Source organism: Microbacterium sp. ARD31, from assembly GCF_031844425.1.
Window position 1 is genome coordinate 1 of the sequence record NZ_JAUZVE010000023.1, and the last position, 19,779, is coordinate 19,779.

11 protein-coding genes are annotated in these 19,779 nt (G+C 70.7%); 10 read left to right on the forward strand and 1 reads right to left on the reverse strand.

What is annotated here, in order from left to right; genetic code table 11:
• From rplJ to Q9S36_RS33250, 5 genes are all read left to right on the forward strand, one after another.
• The coding region (gene rplJ, locus Q9S36_RS33230) for a 50S ribosomal protein L10 (protein ID WP_311289096.1) at positions 1-276 on the forward strand (276 nt) is incomplete at its 5' end.
• Between the two features lie 58 nt (positions 277-334).
• Positions 335-715 (forward strand): 50S ribosomal protein L7/L12, encoded by a 381-nt coding sequence (gene rplL, locus Q9S36_RS33235; protein ID WP_238257913.1) that lies wholly within the window; start codon positions 335-337, stop codon positions 713-715.
• A gap of 257 nt (positions 716-972) precedes the next feature.
• Positions 973-4,749: a DNA-directed RNA polymerase subunit beta gene (gene rpoB, locus Q9S36_RS33240; protein ID WP_311289097.1), complete on the forward strand. Its 3,777-nt coding sequence runs from the start codon at positions 973-975 to the stop codon at positions 4,747-4,749.
• Between the two features lie 71 nt (positions 4,750-4,820).
• On the forward strand, positions 4,821-8,693 hold the full coding sequence (rpoC, locus tag Q9S36_RS33245; RefSeq protein ID WP_311289098.1) for a DNA-directed RNA polymerase subunit beta': 3,873 nt from the start codon (positions 4,821-4,823) through the stop codon (positions 8,691-8,693).
• Positions 8,694-8,817: 124 nt separating this feature from the next.
• On the forward strand, positions 8,818-9,429 hold the full coding sequence (locus Q9S36_RS33250; RefSeq protein ID WP_251451753.1) for a hypothetical protein: 612 nt from the start codon (positions 8,818-8,820) through the stop codon (positions 9,427-9,429).
• A gap of 18 nt (positions 9,430-9,447) precedes the next feature.
• On the opposite strand, the gene Q9S36_RS33255 is transcribed toward Q9S36_RS33250, so the two are convergent.
• Positions 9,448-10,059 (reverse strand): hypothetical protein, encoded by a 612-nt coding sequence (locus Q9S36_RS33255; protein ID WP_311289099.1) that lies wholly within the window; start codon positions 10,057-10,059, stop codon positions 9,448-9,450.
• A 137-nt stretch (positions 10,060-10,196) separates the two neighbouring features.
• Here Q9S36_RS33255 and Q9S36_RS33260 point away from each other — a divergent pair, with 137 nt between their 5' ends.
• The 5 genes from Q9S36_RS33260 to Q9S36_RS33280 all read left to right on the forward strand — a co-directional run bounded on the left by Q9S36_RS33260 (position 10,197) and on the right by Q9S36_RS33280 (position 19,734).
• Positions 10,197-11,276, forward strand: a complete 1,080-nt coding sequence (locus Q9S36_RS33260; protein ID WP_311289100.1) for an ABC transporter — start codon at positions 10,197-10,199, stop codon at positions 11,274-11,276.
• On the forward strand, positions 11,273-11,761 hold the full coding sequence (locus tag Q9S36_RS33265) for a hypothetical protein (protein ID WP_311289101.1): 489 nt from the start codon (positions 11,273-11,275) through the stop codon (positions 11,759-11,761). Before Q9S36_RS33260 ends, Q9S36_RS33265 begins: the two co-directional genes overlap by 4 nt.
• A gap of 79 nt (positions 11,762-11,840) precedes the next feature.
• Entirely contained in the window at positions 11,841-12,497 is a 657-nt protein-coding gene (locus tag Q9S36_RS33270) for a spermidine/putrescine ABC transporter substrate-binding protein (RefSeq protein WP_251451743.1), read from the forward strand.
• Between the two features lie 128 nt (positions 12,498-12,625).
• A complete protein-coding gene (locus tag Q9S36_RS33275) occupies positions 12,626-13,759 on the forward strand; it encodes a serine/threonine-protein kinase (RefSeq protein WP_311289102.1) in 1,134 nt (377 codons plus the stop codon).
• Positions 13,759-19,734: an Ig-like domain-containing protein gene (locus Q9S36_RS33280; RefSeq protein ID WP_311289174.1), complete on the forward strand. Its 5,976-nt coding sequence runs from the start codon at positions 13,759-13,761 to the stop codon at positions 19,732-19,734. The genes Q9S36_RS33275 and Q9S36_RS33280 overlap by 1 nt, the downstream gene beginning before the upstream one ends.
• Positions 19,735-19,779: the final 45 nt, after the last annotated feature.

The window sequence follows — 19,779 nt, forward strand, 5'->3', positions numbered from 1 at the left end:
TATTCGAGCGACCCGGTCGCGGCCGCCAAGGTTGCGGTGGATTTCGCCAAGACGAACGACAAGCTCGTGATTCTCGGCGGCGCCATGGGAACGACCGCCCTGAACCCGGACGGCGTGAAGGCACTCGCCACGCTCCCGTCCCTCGACGAACTGCGCGCCAAGCTCGTGGGCCTCATCCAGGCTCCCGCGACCAAGGTCGCCCAGGTCGTCAACGCGCCGGCGGCCAAGCTCGCCCGCGTGTTCGGGGCCTATGCCAAGAAGGACGAGGCGGCCTGAGCCGTTTCCCCCTTACAAACCGACCCGTTCAAACCGATATACCTGAAGGAATCCGCACATGGCTGATCTTGCCAAGATCGTCGACGATCTCTCCTCGCTGACCGTTCTCGAAGCCGCCGAGCTCGCCAAGCTTCTCGAAGAGAAGTGGGGCGTCTCGGCCGCTGCCGCCGTCGCCGTGGCCGGCCCGGCCGCCGGTGGTGGCGCCGCCGCCCCGGCCGCCGAGGAGCAGACCGAGTTCACGGTCGTGCTCGCCGGCGCCGGCGACAAGAAGATCGAGGTCATCAAGGAGGTCCGCGCGATCACCGGCCTCGGCCTCAAGGAGGCCAAGGACCTCGTCGAGGGCGCCCCGAAGCCCGTCAAGGAGTCGGTGGCCAAGGAAGAGGCCGAGAAGATCAAGGCCCAGCTCGAGAAGGCCGGCGCCAAGGTCGAGCTCAAGTAATCCGTCGATGGGCCGATCCGGCCCATCGCATCCGGCGCAGTCCCCCCGGGGCTGCGCCGGCCTTCACGCCCGCGGGCTCCGGCTCGCGGGCTAACGCCGCTTCGGGCGGTCGTCGTTCCCCAGGGAGCGTGCGGCGAACGGAGACGAATTCGGTTCGGGTGGGCTGATCGTCCGGCGGGGCGGCCCTTCGAGCCCGGTGACGGGAGGCGTTCTCGCCTTCCCCGGGCACCCTACGCTGAGTGGTGGAGCGAGGTCTCATGGCCAATACGCTGGTCGGTCGCAAGCGCATTCGCAAGTTCTTCGGCAAGATCCGGGAAGTCGCCGAGATGCCGAACCTCATCGAGGTTCAGAAGGCGTCCTACGACCAGTTCCTGATGGTGGACGAGCCCGAGGGCGGGCGCGCCGACGAGGGCCTCCAGAGCGTCTTCAAGTCGGTCTTCCCGATCTCCGACTTCGCCTCGACGGCGCTCCTCGAATTCGTGCGCTACACCTTCGAGCAGCCGAAATACGACGTCGACGAGTGCCGCCAGCGCGGCATCACCTTCGCGGCCCCGCTCAAGGTGACGCTGCGCCTGATCGTGTTCGACGTGGATCCCGACACCGGCGCCAAGTCCGTCAAGGACATCAAGGAGCAGGACGTCTACATGGGCGACATGCCGCTCATGACGGACAACGGCACCTTCATCGTCAACGGCACCGAGCGCGTCATCGTCTCGCAGATGCACCGCTCCCCGGGCGTGTTCTTCGACCACGACAAGGGCAAGACGCACTCGTCCGGCAAGCTGCTGTTTGCCGCCCGCATCATCCCGTACCGCGGCTCCTGGCTCGACGTCGAGTTCGACGCCAAGGACATCGTGCACGTACGCATCGACCGCAAGCGCAAGCTCCCGGTGACCTCGCTGCTGTTCGCGCTCGGCCTCGACGGCGAGGAGATCCTCTCGACCTTCTACAACCGCGTCGCCTACGAGCGGGACGGGGCGGATTGGCGCGTGCCGTTCGACGCCGAGCGCCTGAAGGGCTTCAAGGCCTCGGTCGATCTCATCGACGCCGATTCCGGCGAGGTGGTGCTGGAGGCCGGCAAGAAGCTCAACGCCCGCAACGCCCGCCTCATCGGCGAGAAGGGCACCAAGTTCCTCAAGGCGACCGACGAGGATCTCGTCGGCCAGTACATCGCCGAGGACCTCGTCAACGGCAAGACCGGCGAGATCTGGGCCGAGGCCGGCGACGAGATCTCGGAGAAGCTTCTCAAGGCACTCGACGACGTCGGCGTCACCGAGATCCCGGTGCTCGACATCGACCACGTCAATGTCGGCCCCTACATCCGCAACACCCTGGCGGTCGACAAGAATTCCGGCCGCGAGGGCGCGCTGTTCGACATCTACCGGGTCATGCGCCCGGGCGAGCCGCCGACGCTCGACACCGCGGAGGCGATGTTCCACTCGCTGTTCTTCGACGCCGAGCGCTACGACCTCTCCGCGGTCGGCCGCGTGAAGATGAACATGCGCCTCGACCTCGACGCCGCCGACACCGTGCGCACGCTGCGCCGCGAGGACATGCTCGCGGTGGTCAAGGCGCTGGTCGACCTGCGCGACGGCAAGGGCGAGATCGACGACATCGACCACCTCGGCAACCGCCGCGTCCGCTCGGTCGGCGAGCTGATGGAGAACCAGTACCGTCTGGGTCTCCTGCGGATGGAGCGCGCCATAAAGGAGCGCATGTCCTCGGTCGATATCGACACGGTGATGCCGCAGGACCTGATCAACGCGAAGCCCGCCGCGGCGGCCGTGCGCGAGTTCTTCGGCTCGTCGCAGCTCTCGCAGTTCATGGACCAGACCAACCCGCTGTCGGAGGTGACGCACAAGCGCCGCCTCTCGGCCCTCGGCCCGGGCGGTCTGACCCGCGAGCGCGCCGGCGTCGAGGTCCGTGACGTCCACCCCTCGCACTACGGCCGCATGTGCCCGATCGAGACGCCGGAAGGCCCGAACATCGGCCTCATCGGCTCGCTCGCGTCGTTCGCGCGCATCAACTCGTTCGGCTTCATCGAGACCCCGTACCGCAAGGTCGTCGGCGGTCGCGTGACCGACGAGATCGAGTACCTCACCGCCAGCCAGGAGGACGACTTCATCGTCGCCCAGGCCAACGCGCCGCTGAAGGCCGACGGGCACTTCGCCGAGGACCGCGTCCTGGCCCGCTCCAAGGGCGGCGAGGTCGACCTCATCCCCGCCGAGGAGATCGGCTACATGGACGTCTCGCCGCGCCAGATGGTGTCGGTGGCCACCTCGCTCATCCCCTTCCTCGAGCACGACGACGCCAACCGCGCCCTCATGGGTGCGAACATGCAGCGTCAGGCCGTCCCGCTGCTGCGCAGCGAGTCGCCGGTGGTCGGCACGGGCATGGAGGGCTACGCCGCGATCGACGCAGGTGACGTGCTCACCGCCGACAAGGCCGGCGTGGTGCTCGAGGTCTCGGCCGACGTCGTGACCGTGCAGCTGGACGAGGGCGGCACGCAGGACTACTTCCTGCGCAAGTTCGACCGCTCGAACCAGGGCACGTCCTACAACCAGCGCGTCATCGTCTCGGCGGGCGACCGCATCGAGGCCGGCGAGGTCATCGCCGACGGTCCCGCGACCGAGAACGGCGAGCTCGCCCTCGGCAAGAACCTCCTCGTGGCGTTCATGACGTGGGAGGGTCACAACTTCGAGGACGCGATCATCCTCAGCCAGGACCTCGTGAAGGACGACACCCTCTCCTCGATCCACATCGAGGAGTACGAGGTCGACGCCCGCGACACGAAGCTGGGCAAGGAGGAGATCACCCGTGATCTCCCCAACGTCAGCCCGGACCTGCTGAAGGACCTCGACGAGCGCGGCATCATCCGCATCGGTGCCGAGGTCCGCCCCGGCGACATCCTGGTCGGCAAGGTCACGCCCAAGGGCGAGACCGAGCTCAGCGCCGAGGAGCGCCTGCTCCGCGCGATCTTCAACGAGAAGAGCCGCGAGGTCCGCGACACGTCGCTGAAGGTGCCCCACGGTGAGCAGGGCACGATCATCGCCGTCAAGGAGTTCAACGCCGAGGACGGCGACGACGAGCTCGGCTCGGGCGTCAACCGCCGCGTCGTGGTCTACATCGCCCAGAAGCGCAAGATCACCGAGGGCGACAAGCTCGCCGGCCGTCACGGCAACAAGGGCGTCATCGCCAAGATCCTCCCCGTCGAGGACATGCCCTTCCTCGCCGACGGCACGCCGGTCGATGTCATCCTCAACCCGCTCGGAATCCCCGGTCGCATGAACTTCGGCCAGGTGCTCGAGACCCACCTCGGGTGGATCGCGAAGCAGGGCTGGAAGGTCGAGGGCACCCCCGAATGGGCCGTGCGCCTGCCCGAGGAGGCACGTGAGGCCGCCCCCGGCACGAAGGTGGCGACTCCGGTGTTCGACGGCGCGTTCGAGGAGGAGATCGCGGGTCTGCTCGACTCGACGCTCCCCACGCGCGACGGAGACCGCCTGATCGACTCCACCGGGAAGACGCGTCTGTTCGACGGTCGCTCCGGCGAGCCGTTCCCGGCGCCGATCTCGGTGGGCTACATGTACATCCTGAAGCTCCACCACCTCGTGGACGACAAGATCCACGCGCGCTCGACCGGCCCGTACTCGATGATCACGCAGCAGCCGCTGGGTGGTAAGGCGCAGTTCGGCGGCCAGCGCTTCGGTGAGATGGAGGTGTGGGCACTCGAGGCCTACGGTGCGGCGTACGCGCTGCAGGAGCTCCTGACGATCAAGTCCGACGACATCCTCGGCAGGGTGAAGGTCTACGAGGCGATCGTCAAGGGCGAGAACATCCAGGAGCCCGGCATCCCCGAGTCCTTCAAGGTCCTGATGAAGGAGATGCAGTCGCTCTGCCTGAACGTCGAGGTCCTCTCGGCCGACGGCACGGCGGTCAACCTGCGCGACACCGACGACGACGCCTTCCGTGCGGCGGAGGAACTCGGCATCAACCTCTCCAGCCGTTTCGAGTCCTCGTCGATCGACGAGATCTGATGTCGGCACGCCCGTTCCGCGGGCGGCCCTCTCACCGATCTTTCTAAAGAATTTCCGACACAGGAGAACCAGTGCTCGAGTCAACAACTTTCGATCAGCTTCGCATCGGTCTCGCCACCGCCGACGACATCCGTCGTTGGTCGTTCGGCGAGGTCAAGAAGCCCGAGACCATCAACTACCGCACGCTCAAGCCCGAGAAGGACGGCCTCTTCGGCGAGCAGATCTTCGGACCCAGCCGCGACTGGGAGTGCGCCTGCGGCAAGTACAAGCGCGTCCGCTTCAAGGGCATCGTCTGCGAGCGCTGCGGCGTCGAGGTCACCAAGTCCTCGGTCCGCCGTGAGCGCATGGGCCACATCGAGCTCGCCGCGCCCGTCACCCACATCTGGTACTTCAAGGGCGTCCCGTCGCGTCTGGGCTACCTGCTGGACATGGCGCCGAAGGACCTCGAGAAGGTCATCTACTTCGCCGCCTACATGGTGATCTCGGTCGACGAGGACGCACGCCACCGCGACCTCGCGACGCAGGAGAACAACATCCGCCTCGAGCTCAAGACGCTCGGCGACCGCCGCGACGCGCGCATCGCCTCGCGTCTGGCCAAGCTGGAGGAGGAGCTCGCCACCCTCGAGGAGGAAGGCGCCAAGGCCGACCAGAAGAAGAAGGTCAAGGACGCCGCCGAGAAGGAGATGGCGCAGATCCGCAAGCAGGCGGATGACTCCATCGCCAAGCTCGAGCGGGTGTGGGAGGACTTCCGCACCCTCGAGGTCGGCTCGCTCAAGGGCGAGGACGAGATCTTCCACGAGCTGCAGGACCGCTTCGGCCAGTACTTCGAGGCCCACATGGGCGCCGAGGCCATCAAGCTGCGCCTCGAGGCGTTCGACCTCGCGACCGAGGCCGACAACCTGCACCTGCAGATCGCCGAGGGCAAGGGGCAGCGCAAGATCCGTGCGATCAAGCGGCTCAAGGTCGTCAACTCGTTCCTGCAGACCGGCATGAGCCCGGCCGCGATGGTGCTCGACGTCGTCCCGGTCATCCCGCCGGAGCTTCGTCCGATGGTGCAGCTGGACGGTGGCCGCTTCGCGACCTCCGACCTCAACGACCTGTACCGCCGCGTGATCAACCGCAACAACCGCCTCCGTCGCCTGATCGACCTCGGTGCCCCCGAGATCATCGTCAACAACGAGAAGCGGATGCTGCAGGAGGCCGTCGACGCGCTGTTCGACAACGGCCGCCGCGGCCGTCCCGTCACGGGCACCGGCAACCGTGCGCTGAAGTCCCTGAGCGACATGCTCAAGGGAAAGCAGGGTCGGTTCCGCCAGAACCTGCTCGGAAAGCGCGTGGACTACTCGGGCCGTTCGGTCATCGTCGTGGGTCCGCAGCTGAAGCTGCACCAGTGCGGTCTGCCCAAGCAGATGGCCCTGGAGCTGTTCAAGCCGTTCGTGATCAAGCGCCTCATCGACCTCGGCCACTCGCAGAACATCAAGGCCGCCAAGCGCGCCGTCGAGCGCTACCGTCCCGAGGTCTGGGACGTGCTCGAGGAGATCATCCGCGAGCGCCCCGTGCTGCTCAACCGCGCGCCCACGCTCCACCGCCTGGGCATCCAGGCCTTCGAGCCGCAGCTCGTGGAGGGCAAGGCCATCCAGCTGCACCCGCTCGTGTGCGCCGCATTCAACGCGGACTTCGACGGTGACCAGATGGCCGTGCACCTGCCGCTGTCGGTCGAGGCGCAGGCCGAGGCCCGCATCCTGATGCTCGCCTCGAACAACATCCTGAAGCCGTCCGACGGCCGCCCGGTGACCCTGCCTTCGCAGGACATGATCATCGGTCTGCACCACCTGACCACGGTCAAGGAGGGCGCAGCCGGCGAGGGGCGTGTGTTCGGCTCGGTGTCCGAGGCGATCCTGGCCAAGGACGAGGGCACCCTCGACCTGCAGGCCAAGGTCCGCATCCGCATCCCGGGTCTGGCCTTCCTCGAGGGCGACGCCCCCGACGGCTACGAGCGCCACGGTCTCGTGGACGCCTCGCTCGGCCAGGCGATCTTCAACGACGCGCTCCCCAAGGGCTACCCGTTCGTCCGCGAGCAGGCGGACAAGGGCAAGCTGTCGCAGATCGTCAACAAGCTGGCCGAGGAGTACCCCAAGGTCGAGGTCGCCGCGACGCTGGACCGCATCAAGGACGCCGGCTTCTACTGGGCCACGCGCTCGGGTGTCACGGTGGCGCTGAGCGACATCCTCACGCCGCCGAGCAAGAAGGAGATCGTCGCCAAGCACGAGAAGGCCGCGGCGAAGGCCCAGGCGCAGTTCGAGAAGGGCCTCACCACCGACGCCGAGCGTCGTCAGGAGCTCATCAAGATCTGGACCGAGGCGACCGACGAGGTCCAGGTGGCGATGCGGGAGAACTTCCCCGAGGACAACACCATCAACCGCATGGTCTCGTCCGGCGCCCGTGGTAACTGGCTGCAGATCCGGAACATCGCCGGTATGCGAGGCCTGGTGAACAACCCCAAGGGTGAGATCATCCCGCGTCCGATCATCTCGTCGTACCGCGAGGGCCTGTCGGTGGCGGAGTACTTCATCGCCACGCACGGCGCCCGAAAGGGTCTGGCCGACACCGCGCTGCGCACCGCCGACTCGGGTTACCTGACCCGTCGTCTGGTGGACGTCTCGCAGGACGTCATCATCCGCGAAGAGGACTGCGGCACGTCCAAGGGTCTCGAGATGCCGATCGCCGCGATCGGCTCGGACGGCGTGCTCGTGCGGGACCCGAACGTCGAGAACTCGGTGTTCGCCCGTACCCTGGCCGTCGACGTCGTCGACGAGAAGGGCGAGGTCCTTCTGGCCGCCGGCTCCGACGTCGGCGACCCGGAGATCAACCAGCTCATCGAGTCGGGCGTCGAGACCATCAAGGTGCGGTCCGTCCTCACCTGCGACTCGGCCGTCGGTGTCTGCGCGCTCTGCTACGGCCGCTCGCTGGCCACCGGTTCGCTGGTGGACATCGGCGAGGCCGTCGGCATCATCGCCGCCCAGTCGATCGGTGAGCCGGGAACGCAGCTCACGATGCGCACCTTCCACACCGGTGGTTCTGCTTCGGCCGACGACATCACGCAGGGTCTGCCCCGCGTGCAGGAGCTCTTCGAGGCGCGCACCCCGAAGGGTGCCTCCCCGATCGCCGAGGCGGACGGTCGCATCACGATCGACGAGACCGACAAGAGCAAGAAGGTCATCCTCACGCCCGACAACGGCGACGAGCCGCACGTCTACCCCGTGCTCAAGCGCGCGACGCTGCTGGTCGAGGACGGCCAGCACGTCACGGTCGGCCAGCCGATCCTCGTCGGCACGCTCGACCCCAAGGAGGTCATGCGTGTCATGGGCGCCCGCGAGGTGCAGAAGTACCTCGTCGGCGGCGTGCAGGGCGTGTACCGGTCGCAGGGTGTGCCGATCCACGACAAGCACATCGAGGTCATCGTGCGCCAGATGCTGCGGAAGGTCACCGTGGTCGACCACGCCGACACGACGCTGCTCCCGGGTGAGATGGTCGACCTCAAGCGCTACCAGGCGATCAACCGTGCGGCCGTGGCTGAGGGCAAGCGCCCCGCGTCGGGTCGTCCGGAGCTGATGGGTATCACCAAGGCGTCGCTGGCGACCGAGTCGTGGCTGTCGGCCGCCTCGTTCCAGGAGACGACCCGCGTGCTCACCCAGGCGGCCATGGAGGGCAAGAGCGACCCGCTGGTCGGCCTCAAGGAGAACGTCATCATCGGAAAGCTCATCCCCGCCGGAACCGGACTTGCGAAGTACCGCAACGTCACGGTCGAGGCCACGGAAGAGGCCAAGAGCGAGCGGTACCCCAACCGCATCTTCGCCTCGGACGGCGCCTACTCGGACGCCGACCTGAGCTACGTCGACTTCGACAGCTTCACCACCGACGACTTCTCGGGCAACTACAACTGAGTTCGCCCCCCTGAGAAGTCCGCAGACGCAGGGCCCCGGTTTCACGACCGGGGCCCTGCCTCGTCCTGCGCGCCGTGTCGCGGCATCCGATGGGGTCCCGCTTACCGTGGAAGGGGAGGTGGGGATGGCTCGCACGGGCGGACGCAGCACGTGGATCGCGGTGCCCGCGATCCTGGCGTGCTTCGCGGTCGTGGGCGTGCTCGGGTGGCTCGCGATGCCGATGTTCCCCGTGGCGGCGGCGTGGGTGGGCGACAGCCTGCGCGGCGCCAGCGAACGGGCCGCGCAGGCGCCGGAGCCGCCGGCCTCGCAGATCCTCGACCTGGACGCCGTCGACTGCCGCGGGCTGTATCCGGACGCGCTCTGGTCCGAGCTCACCTGGACGTCGGGAGTGATCCTCCGCCAGGACCGCGGGGTGCCCGAGACCGCGGCCGGCTCGGTCGCCGAGGCGCTGGCGCCGCAGGTGCGGGTGACCTGCCGGTGGACCCGCGAGCAGCCGGGCTCGATCGTGACGACCCTGGCCTCGGTCGATCCCGCCGTGACGCCGATCGCCGAGGCGGCGCTGGGTTCGCAGGGTTTCGCGTGCGAGTCGTCCTCCGTGGCGCTCACCTGCACCCGCGAGCAGGGCCGCGTGCGCGAGGAGCACACGCTCATCGACGGGCTGTGGCTGTCGAGCGTCGAGACGCGGTGGATGCCGGAGGACTACGGTGCACGACTGGACGCGCACATCTTCGGGTGAGAACCCGCGGCCCGGCGGTCAGGACGCGAACAGGCTCGCCACGACGGCGTCGGTGTACCCGGCCGGGGCGAGGTTGGAGTAGCTCGTGTCGATGAGGAGATCGTCGCGCCAGAACAGCGTCCGTCCGTCGACGACGGGATAGGTCTCGTTCTCCCAGGACTTCTCGCACCTCGTGCCGCCGTCGGGCGTATAGCAGGTGAAGTCCTCGTCGTCGGCCAGAGCATTGAGCAGGTCCAGCGCGGGCCCGCGCGACATCCGGCTGATCGTGGTCGTGAGATGGGTCGTGTCGGCGGCGGGGTCGGCCCAGACGCACACGAGGCTTCCGTCCGGCTGGGGGCCCGAGGGGTCGAACGCCGGGTCGTTCAGCGGGACGTCCTCCAGCTGCGCCAGCACCTCGGCGCTCAGGATCGCGCGGCAGTCGGTGGGGATGCGCACGGCCGCCTCGGGCGATGCCGACGGGTCCGCGGCCACCGTGGCGATCGGAGTCGGCTCGGGCGCGGGGGGCGACGCCGTCTCCGCGCTCCCGGCGGTCTCCTCGGGGGCGCATCCCGCGAGCAGGATGCCGGCGAGCACGGCCGCCGCCGCGATCACCGCGGCGCGCGCCGTGGTCGGAGTCGACAGCGACGTCATGGTGCACACCATAGTCACCTCGGCGCGGCGAATCACGCGCCCCGCCTGGGACTCCTGCGGCACGCCTGCGCGGTGCGAGCCCTTCCGGCGGCTACCCTCGCACTGCGGGGAGGGCCCCTGCGTGAGGAGTGCATCCGATGAGTGACCCGAAGTCGTCGTACGGCGAGCCGGTCGAAGAGCCCACGCCCGCGGACGAGGATGTCGTCGGTCGGGCCAACCAGGGCCTGGCGGACGCCGAAGCCGCCCGCCGCGACGCCGCGACCGACCAGGCCGCCGTCGATTCCGCACCCGCCGACGAGACCCACCACACGCCCGACACCGCCGGTGCGGCATCCACCCACGCGGACGACGCGTACAGCGCCTCCACCGGAGACGCGTACACCCCGCGGGCCGACGAGCCGGCATCCTCGGTCCACACCTCCGCCTACGACGCGCCCGCCGCCTCGTCCCACGACGCGCCCGGCTCCGATCGCTCGTGGGACGCGCCCGCCGTCACCGCGAGCGAGCCCTCGGGCGAGCACCACGAGCACGACGCGTACGACCGGCGCGACGCGCACCCCGCGCCGGCACCGACCGATGACGCCGCCCTTGCCGGCGGAACCGCCGCCGGCGCCGCGACCGCCGGCGCCGCCACCGCGTCGTACGGCGGCCAGCCCATCTTCGTGCAGGCGCCCGAGGCGCCGCGTCCGCGCGGCAACCGCGCGGCGGCGGCCGGGATCGGCCTGCTCGCGGCCCTGGTGTTCGGCCTCCTCTACCTCGGCGCCTGGCTCGGGATCGGCGCGCTCGAAGGCGACGTCGACGCCGCGAACGTCGGCACCACGGCGCTCGCGGCGCTCGGCACCTTCTCTCTCTGGGTGCCGGTCGTGGTCTTCTTCCTCGCCTTCTGGCTGCTCGGCGCAGCGATCAACCGCGGCCGCTGGGGTCTGTGGGTGATCCTCGGCCTCCTCGTCGGACTCGCCGCATACGGTGGACACCTGCTGGGTCAGCTCTTCCAGGCCCCCTTCTGGATGCTGACCGCGTCCGAGGCCTCGGACCTGCTGGAGGGACAGCTGCTGGCGCCGCTGGCGATCGCGGCCTTCGTCTTCGCCCGTGAACTCACGATCTGGTTCGGCGCGTGGGTCGCCTCGCGCGGCAAGCGCGTGACCGAACTGAACATCGCCGCGCAGCGGGAGTACGAGCGCACGCTCGAGGCGGGGCCCCAGCTGGTCCGTCCGTGACGTCGCAACGCGCCGACGGCGACCCCGGGTCCGTGCGACCCGGGGTCGCTCTGGCATTGGCGACCGTGTCGTTCGTCGCGCTCCTCATCTTCGGTCTCGGGATGCTGAGCCTCGGCCTGGACGAGGACGTCATCGCCACGCGCGGGCTGGGCCCGGCCCCCGGCGTCGCCGCCACGACTCTGGCGACCCTCGCGTTCGCGGCGGGGCTGTGGTCCGGGGTGCGGATGACGCGGCCCTCGTACGGCGCCGCGGGGTGGTGCGCGGTGGCGAGCTTCCTCGGCTACCTCGCCGGGGTGTGGTTCGGCGCCCTCCTCGGCGGCGCGGGACTCGCGACCGCCGTCGGCGCCGCGGGCGGCGTCGCGACGTCGTGGTTCGGCGTCGTCGTCGCCGTGGTCGGGCTGGTGTGCGGGTGGGGCGGGATCGCGCTCGTGCGCACGCGGGCGCGGCGTCCTCGGTGGCCGTGGGAGGACGACGCCGACGAATGAGGCGTCCGTCGCGGCATCCGCGGGAGAACGATCACCGCGAATCCCGGCGACAGCGCGGCATCGGCGCTACCGTGGGGGTGTGGAGCGCTCGCTCGAGACGCAGGTGAGCCAGGCCGTGGACGCCTGGTTGCGCTGGCTTCCCCGCTGGCAGCCCGCCACCCACCGCGGTCGCGTCGCTCCCTGTCGCCGCTGCTTCGGCTCACCGGTGCTCTCGGCGGCCGGCCTCGGAGCCGACGTGCCGCACGGCGTGCAGCACGGACTGTCGACTCGCGTGAAGACGATCGTGGACCATGCGGTGGCCGACTACACGGCGCGGAACCTTCCGAGGCTGCAAGCCGAACTCGACCAGCAGGCCGCCCGCAACCGGTCACGCAGCTATCTTCCGGGGGAGGGCCTCGAGCCGGAGTTCGAGGGTCTGCCGCTGGATCCCGACCCGGTCCCCGGAGCTCCGTTCCTGTTCACCATCTCGGGTCTGGCCGAAGAGGTCGACGGCCGGCTTCCCGACCTGCCGCCGCTCAGCGACGAGGCGAAGGCGGCGCTGCGGCAGGAGGTCGGCCTCGCCGACGACTACGCCAACATGGTGGGCCGCGAGGTGTGCGCGGTGCTGCTGCACCATCGCCTGCGCATCCAGGCCGCGGTCGCGACGTACGTCGAACCGCAGATCGAGGCGATGCTCGCCGAGCTGACGCGCTCCCTCGATGCGCCCTTCGACCCGAACGAACCACCCGAGATCTGACGGCGGTCGGCCGAACCGCTGTGGACAGACCCTGCCGGGGCTTCGCGCTTTGTTAGCATGGGCGGGCTCGCGGGCGCGCACGCGCCCGCGCCCGTCGACTCTCGGCGGCGTTCCCGGGGGGAGGATGGGTGGCGACTCGACTGCCGTCTTCTCCGCCGATCCTGCCCGGCCTGGCCTACATCCGCCCCCTCGGCTCGGGGGGATTCGCCGACGTCTTCCTCTACGAGCAGGACATGCCCCGTCGCGACGTCGCGGTGAAGGTGCTCCCGAGCGACATCGGCGATCCCGAGCTCCGCCGCATGTTCAACGCCGAGGCCGACGTCCTGGCGCACCTGTCGGCCCACCCCGCGATCGTCACGGTGTACCAGGCGGGGATATCGGCCGACGGCCGGCCCTACATCTCGATGGAGTTCTGCCCGGGCTCGCTCGCCCAGCGCTACCGCATCGAGCGGATGCCGGTGGAAGAGGTGCTCGCGATCGGCGTGCGCATGGCGAGCGCCCTGGAGTCGGCGCACCGGGCCGGTCTCATCCACCGCGACGTCAAGCCGAGCAACATCCTGATCACCACGTTCGGCGCCCCGGTGCTCGCGGATTTCGGCATCTCGTCGTCGCTGGCCCGCGCGGGATCGGGCGAGGTGCTGGCGATGTCGATCCCGTGGAGCGCGCCCGAGGTGATCACCGAGCAGACGTCGGGCACGGTCGCCAGCGAGGTGTGGAGCCTGGGGGCCACGGTGTACTCCCTCCTGGCCGGGCACAGCCCGTTCGAACGGCGTGAGCGCGGACAGAACTCCCGCGATCAGCTGCGCCGCCGCATCGCCCGCGCGACCTACACCGAGATCGCTCGGTCCGACGTGCCGGCATCGCTGCAGACCGTGCTCGCCACCGCGATGAGCCGCGACCCCGCCCGCCGGCACGCTTCGGCGCTGGCGTTCGCCGACGCGCTGCGCGACGTGCAGGCCGAGCTCGGTCTGGCGCGCACGCCAGTGGAGGTGCCGACCGACGGCTGGGCCCCGGCGGCCCGCGGTGTCGACTTCGACGACAGCGACCTGCGCGGCCCCGCCCGCAGCCGCATCGAACGCGACGTGCGGCGGAAGCTGCGGCCGGGAGTCGACGTCACGTCGTACGCGCGAGACGAGGACACCGAGATCTCGGCGCCCGACCGCCCCCGTCGCCGGCTTCTGCCGTGGGGGGTCGCTGCCGCGGTCGTGGGCATCGCCGGGGCGGGCGTGGTCGGAACGCTCCTCCTGACGGGCGCCTGGTGATGCGGCGGCGCACGCTCGCCGGCGTCGTCGCCGGCACCGCCGCCCTCGCCGTCGTCATCGTCGCCGGCGTGGTGTGGCCGGGGCTCGACGCCCGCGAGACCCCCGACGTCGACACGGCGGTGTGGGCGCTGCAGACCGGCGACGGGCGACGGTACGCGCGGGTCAACACCGCGATCGGCGAGCTCGACACCGTCCGCAGCATCAGCAATCCGAGCCAGGTGGTCCACGGCGCCGACGGCGCTTTCCTCTTCAGCGACAGCTTCAGCAAGCTCGTGGAGATCGACCCGGCCCTTCCCGTCGACCTCGACGACGAGGCGCTGCGGGATGCCGCATCCACACCCGCCGGGACGACCGACGTCGTCGTCGCCGGAGACTTCGTCGCGTACCGCACCGACGCCGGGACGGTCTTCGCCGGACGCCTCGCCGACGGCGGCGGGATGCAGGTCGAGCCGTTCCCGGAGTCGGACGAGGACGCGCCGGCCTACGTCGCCGATGCCATCGCGGTGGACGAGCGCGGCGTGCTGCTGGCGTACTCGAGCGCGGACGGCTCGGTGATCCGCTACGACATCCCCGGCGGCGCCCTCATCGAGCGCGATGCGGTCGCCGCGTCGGGGCTCACGGCGCCGGCGGTCACCGGCGCGGGCGCGGCGTGGGTGCTCGTGGACACCGACGACGGCGACGTGTGGACGGCGGGCTCGGATGCCGCGGTCGCGGTCCCGTCGACCGGCACGGTCGTGGTCAGCGAACCGGCCACCGGCGGCGACGCGGTGTACCTGGCCGACGAGACCTCGCTCGTGCGCGTGGCGACCGACGGGTCCGGTGCCGAGATCGTGACCGGCACCGGGACCACGGTGCTCGGCACCCCCGCCCGCCCGATCGTGCACGACGGAGAGGTGTTCGCCGCGTGGGTCGCGCAGGGAGCCCTGGGCGGCGTGCTGTGGTCCTCGCGCACCGGGCCGTCGGCGCTGGACTACGGGGACGAGGAGCTGCCCGACGACCGACGGCCGGTGTTCGTCGAGAGCGGGTCTGCGGTCATCCTCAACGAGACCCGCACCGGCTGGGTGTGGACGGTGCCCGACGGTGCGCTCGTCCCCTCGAGCCAGGACTGGTCGCTCGATGACCGGACCGACCCCGAGGCGGTGCCGAGCGACGAGCAGCTGAGCGTCGTGATCGACCCCAAGCCGCCGATCGCCGAGCCGGACGCGTTCGGGGTGCGCGCGGGCGCTCTCGCCTCGCTCCCGGTGCTGATGAACGACCACGATCCCAACGAGGACGTGCTCGCGATCGACCCGGAGTCCGTCACCGGCCTGGACCCCGGTTTCGGTGTCGTCACGATCACCGACGACGGCCAGCGGCTGGCGGTGCGGGTGCTGCCCGGCGCGAGCGGATCGGCGAGCTTCTCGTACGCCGTGACCGACGGCACCTCGGCGGAGGGTCTGCGCTCGGAACCGGCGAGGGTGACCCTCACGGTGTCGGGCGGCGACGCGAACGCGGCTCCCGAGTGGTGCGGGGTGGAGCGATGCCTGGTGCAGTGGCCCGAGCCCGAGGTCGCGCGCGGCGGCACCGTGACCGTGCCGGTGCTGCCGGGGTGGGTCGATCCGGACGGCGACCCCCTTCTGCTCCTCTCGGTGGACAACCCTTCCGGGATCGGCAGCGTCGCCGCCTCCCCGGCGGGCGACGTCGTCTATCAGCACAGCGACGACGGCGGCGGCGGCGAGCAGCTCGTCGAGCTCGCCGTGACGGTGGCCGACACCGCCGGGGCGACCGCGGTGAAGCCCCTCGTGATCCGGGTCTCGCCCGAACCGGCCCTGGCGGTGCAGTCCTTCGCCGTCGTCGACACGGTCGATTCCGGGCTCACGGTAGATGTCGCCGCGCACGTCACCGGTACGGCGGGCACGCTGTCGCTGGAGTCGGTCCGGGTGCTCGACGACGCCGCGGTCACGGCGACGGTGGTCGGCGGTTCCACCGCCTTCGACGTCGTGGCCCGCGAGCCCGGCAGCTATCGGGTCGGCTTCACCGTCACGGACGGCACGGCGGATGCCTCGGGCACGGTCCGGATCACGATCCTCGACGCCGACGCGCCGGCACAGCTGGCCACGTCTCCGGTCGTCGCCTTCGTGCACCCGCAGGAGGACGCTACCCTCGACGTCTTCGCCGCGGTGTCCAACCCGACCCGGCGGGTCCTGCTCCTGAGCGACGTGGTGGCGCATCCGGATGCCGGAGCGACGCTGTCCGTCGACGCGGTCGCCCAGAATCACCTGCGCGTGTCCGGATCCACCGCGTCGGGAGCCGCCGGACGGCTGGGCACCGTCACCTATGCGGTGGGCGACGGCACGGAGGACGCCGGAGCCCGGGTCGAGGGCGAGGCGACGGTGTACCTGCTCCCGCCTGCGCCCGAGCTCGCGCCGATCGCGGTGGACGACCGGGCGCTCGTGCGCGCGGGGGCGCAGATCGACATCCCCGTCCTCGACAACGACATCGCGCCCGCCGGGGGCACCCCGCTCCTGGACCCCGCCTCGGTGGCGTCCTCCTCGTCGGACGCCCTCGCCTTCGGCTCCGGCGGCGTGCTGCGCTACCTGGCCCCCAGCGAACCGGGGGACTACACCGTCGAGTACGCCATCTCGACGGTCGGGTCCCCGAGTCTGGTCGACACCGCGACGGTGCGGATCACCGTGCTCGACGACGAGGCCAATCGCGCCCCCCTGCCCGACACCCTCGAGGGACGGGTTCTCAGCGGGCAGTCCACCCTCATCGAGTTCGACGGATACGGCGCCGACCCCGACGGCGACGTGGTGGCGCTCGACCGCATCGTCTCGCAACCCGATCAGGGAGCGGCCACGATCTCCGCCGACGGTGCGTCCATCCTCTACACGGGGGTGCCCGGAGCCAGCGGACAGGTCTCGTTCCGCTATCGCGTCGTCGATGCGCTCGGCGCCACGGGCGAGGGCACGGTCCGCATCGGCGTGCTCGACGCGCAGTCCAACCCGAGTCCGGTCACCTACACCGACTACGTCCAGGTGCAGGCGGGCGCCGAGAGCGTCATCCGGGTCAGCCCGCTCGCCAACGACGTCGATCCCACCATGGGCGAGCTGGTCCTCACCGACGTCCGCCCCGACCTGCCCGCCGCCCTCGAGGACGGCTCCCCGAATCCCGAGCACACCCGATTGGCCGCCCGCATCCGCAGCGTCGACGACACGATGGCGGTGATCGCGGCCGGCGAGCAGCCGGGCACGATGTCGTTCCTCTACGACGTGGAATCGTCGTCGGGGAACACCGGTCGCGGTCTCATCGTGGTGAGAGTCGTGCGGGAGAGCGTGCCCGATCACCCGGTGGTGACAGACACGGTTCTCACCGCGGAGACCCGTGAGCAGTTCCCGTCGGGGGTGGACGTCCTCGACGGCCATGTGTCCTGGTCGGGCGGTGATCCCGCGGATCTGCGCGTCTCGCTGTGGGGAGAGCCCGACGACGTTGCCGTGGACGGCGTGGAGCTGAGCGGACCGCTGCCCGACACCACGCGGATCGTGCCGTTCGCCGTGACCGGCGAGGCGTCCTCGGGAGAGGTGACGACATACGCCTTCCTCCGCATCCCCGGCGACGAGGACCTCGCTTTGGCCCTGCGCTCCGACGCGGAGATGCCCAAGGTCACCGAGCTGCAGTCTGTGGACATCGACATGGCCGCTCTGGTCGCCGCTCCACGGGGCAGCACGATCGAGGTGGGGCCGGACCCGGTGGCCTCCGGTGCCCGTGCCGAAGGCACGTGTGCGGTGGTGTCGGCCACGACCGTCAGGTACGACGCGGGCGCGGGTGCGCCGTGGACCGACTCCTGCCGGGTCCCGGTGCGCCTGGCGGGCCAGGAGGACTGGACCTACCTGTCGGTGCCGATCCTGATCCGGGCCCTCGACCCCCAGCCCGAGCTGCGGGCGGCGTCGCTGACGGTGGGGCCCGGCGAGACCGCCACCTACGATCTGCGCGACATGACGCGCTGGCAGCTGCGTTCCGACTGGGATGCCGTGTCCTATGCCGTCTCGTACGAGGGCACGGCCTTCGAGGTCACCCAGCGCGGGTCCACCGTCACCGTCACAGGCGCGGACCGTGCGCTGCCGGGAGCCGAAGAGCTGGCGACGGTCTCGGTCACCAGCCACCCGGACGCCGCGTCCGCGCGCCTCATCCTGCGGGTCGGGGCCGCGCCTTCGGTGCTGCCGCGGGGAGGCACCGTGGAGCGGCAGTGCTCGCAGGCCGCCGGGTCCTCGTGCGTCATCGAGGTGGTCGGCGCCGCCGGAGAGGTCAACCCGCTGCCGGGGACCCCGCTCGAGCTCGCCGACGTGCGCGCGACGGGCTCGTGCGTCGGGGTGAGCTTCAGGGTCGCCTCACCGACCGCCGTGGCCGCGTCGTGGGAGGCCGACGCCCCGGGTGCATCGTGCACCGCCGCGTTCTCGGTCCGAGACGCGCAGCAGCGCCGCACCAACGGCGAGCGTGACGGCCGGGTCACCCTCGACCTGCTCGGATTCCCCAAGGCTCCGGCGAGCATCGCACAGACCGGATACGGCGACGGCACGCTCACCCTGCGGGTCGACCCGGGTCCCGCCCGCGAGGCCTACCCCGCACTCACCGGCTTCGTCGTGCGATCGCGCGGCGACGTGGTCGCGCGGTGCGCGCCGGACGGCTCCTGCCCGACGGTGAGCGCCCCGAACGGCGAGGAACGGGAGTACACCGCCGTCGCCGTGAACGCGGTGGGCGAGTCCCGATCCGCCGTCCGGACGACCGGCTGGGCCTACGACCCGCCGGCCTCGCCGACAGCGGTCACCGCGCGGGCCGTCGTGACGTCCTCGGGAGACGGCGGGATCGTCGCGCTGCGGATCGAGGGGATCGATACCGCGCAGACGGGAAGCGTCGAGATCACCAGTGCCACCGGAGAGACGGTGTCGGTTCCGGTCGGCCGCGGAGATTCACGGCTCGACGTGCCCGCGTACCGCGTGGGCACGAACTCCCGGACGACGGTCACCGTGACGCCGGTCTCGCGCTTCACCGTCCCGCCCGGACTCGCAGGGACGGTGGCCGGTGCCGGTGCCGAGGTCCAGACCAACGGCATCGGACGCCCCCTGAACCCCCAGCTGACGCTGAGCTCCGTCTCCAACGGCGACGGCACCTCCACAGTGACCGCGCGCGGTACGGCGACCCTGAACGGCGACGGGTCGTCGCTGCGGTACGGAATCGTCCGCGACGGGCTGCCCTGCCTCACCTCGCCGGACGGTGAGACGGCGACGTTCGCGAATCTGCCCGACGGCGAGGAGTACCGCTACGCGATGTGCGTGGAGTCCCACGCCGACGGCACGTCCTTCGGCCGCGCCACCACGACCGCCACCGTCCAGGCGCAGCAGTCCGGCCGTGCCCCGCGGGGATGGACGTTCGTCGTCGACTCCGTGCCGAACGTGGCGCCCGATCGCGCCGAGTGGGTCATCCGCGCCCAGCCCACGACCACCGAGCGCATCCCCAACAACAACGAGGTCGAGATCTCCGGCGGCCCGCCCACCACCGTCTTCGGCACCGACCCCGGGATCCAGGTCCGCTACGTCCACCGATTCTGGAGTCGGGCGACGCCGTGGGCGACCGTCGTGCCGGCTGCGGGGAGCGCGCCCTATCAGGTGCAGGCCCGGTGGTGGGTGGAGTCCTGCGTGGGCGGGGGCCAGCTGCTTCCGCGGGCCGACTCGTCGAACGACCCCACGGGGGCGAAGGCGGCCGTGACGTTCGGCAACGCCGCGCTGAGGTACTACGACGCCTCCGGTGCGCTGCTGCCGCACACACCCGACACCTGGACCGTGCCCGTGGGCGCCGCGAGCGTGGAGGGCATCGCCGTGACGGCGAATTGGAACGCGCAGGGCTGGGGCCTCGCCCCGGTCGCGACGTCGTTCTCGGCCTCCTGCACGCCGAATCTGCCGCCCGACGAGCCCGGTCCGCCGGCCGACCCCCAGCCCTGACATCCCACCGACATCTCCGCCGGGCATCCGGCCGACTCACGACAC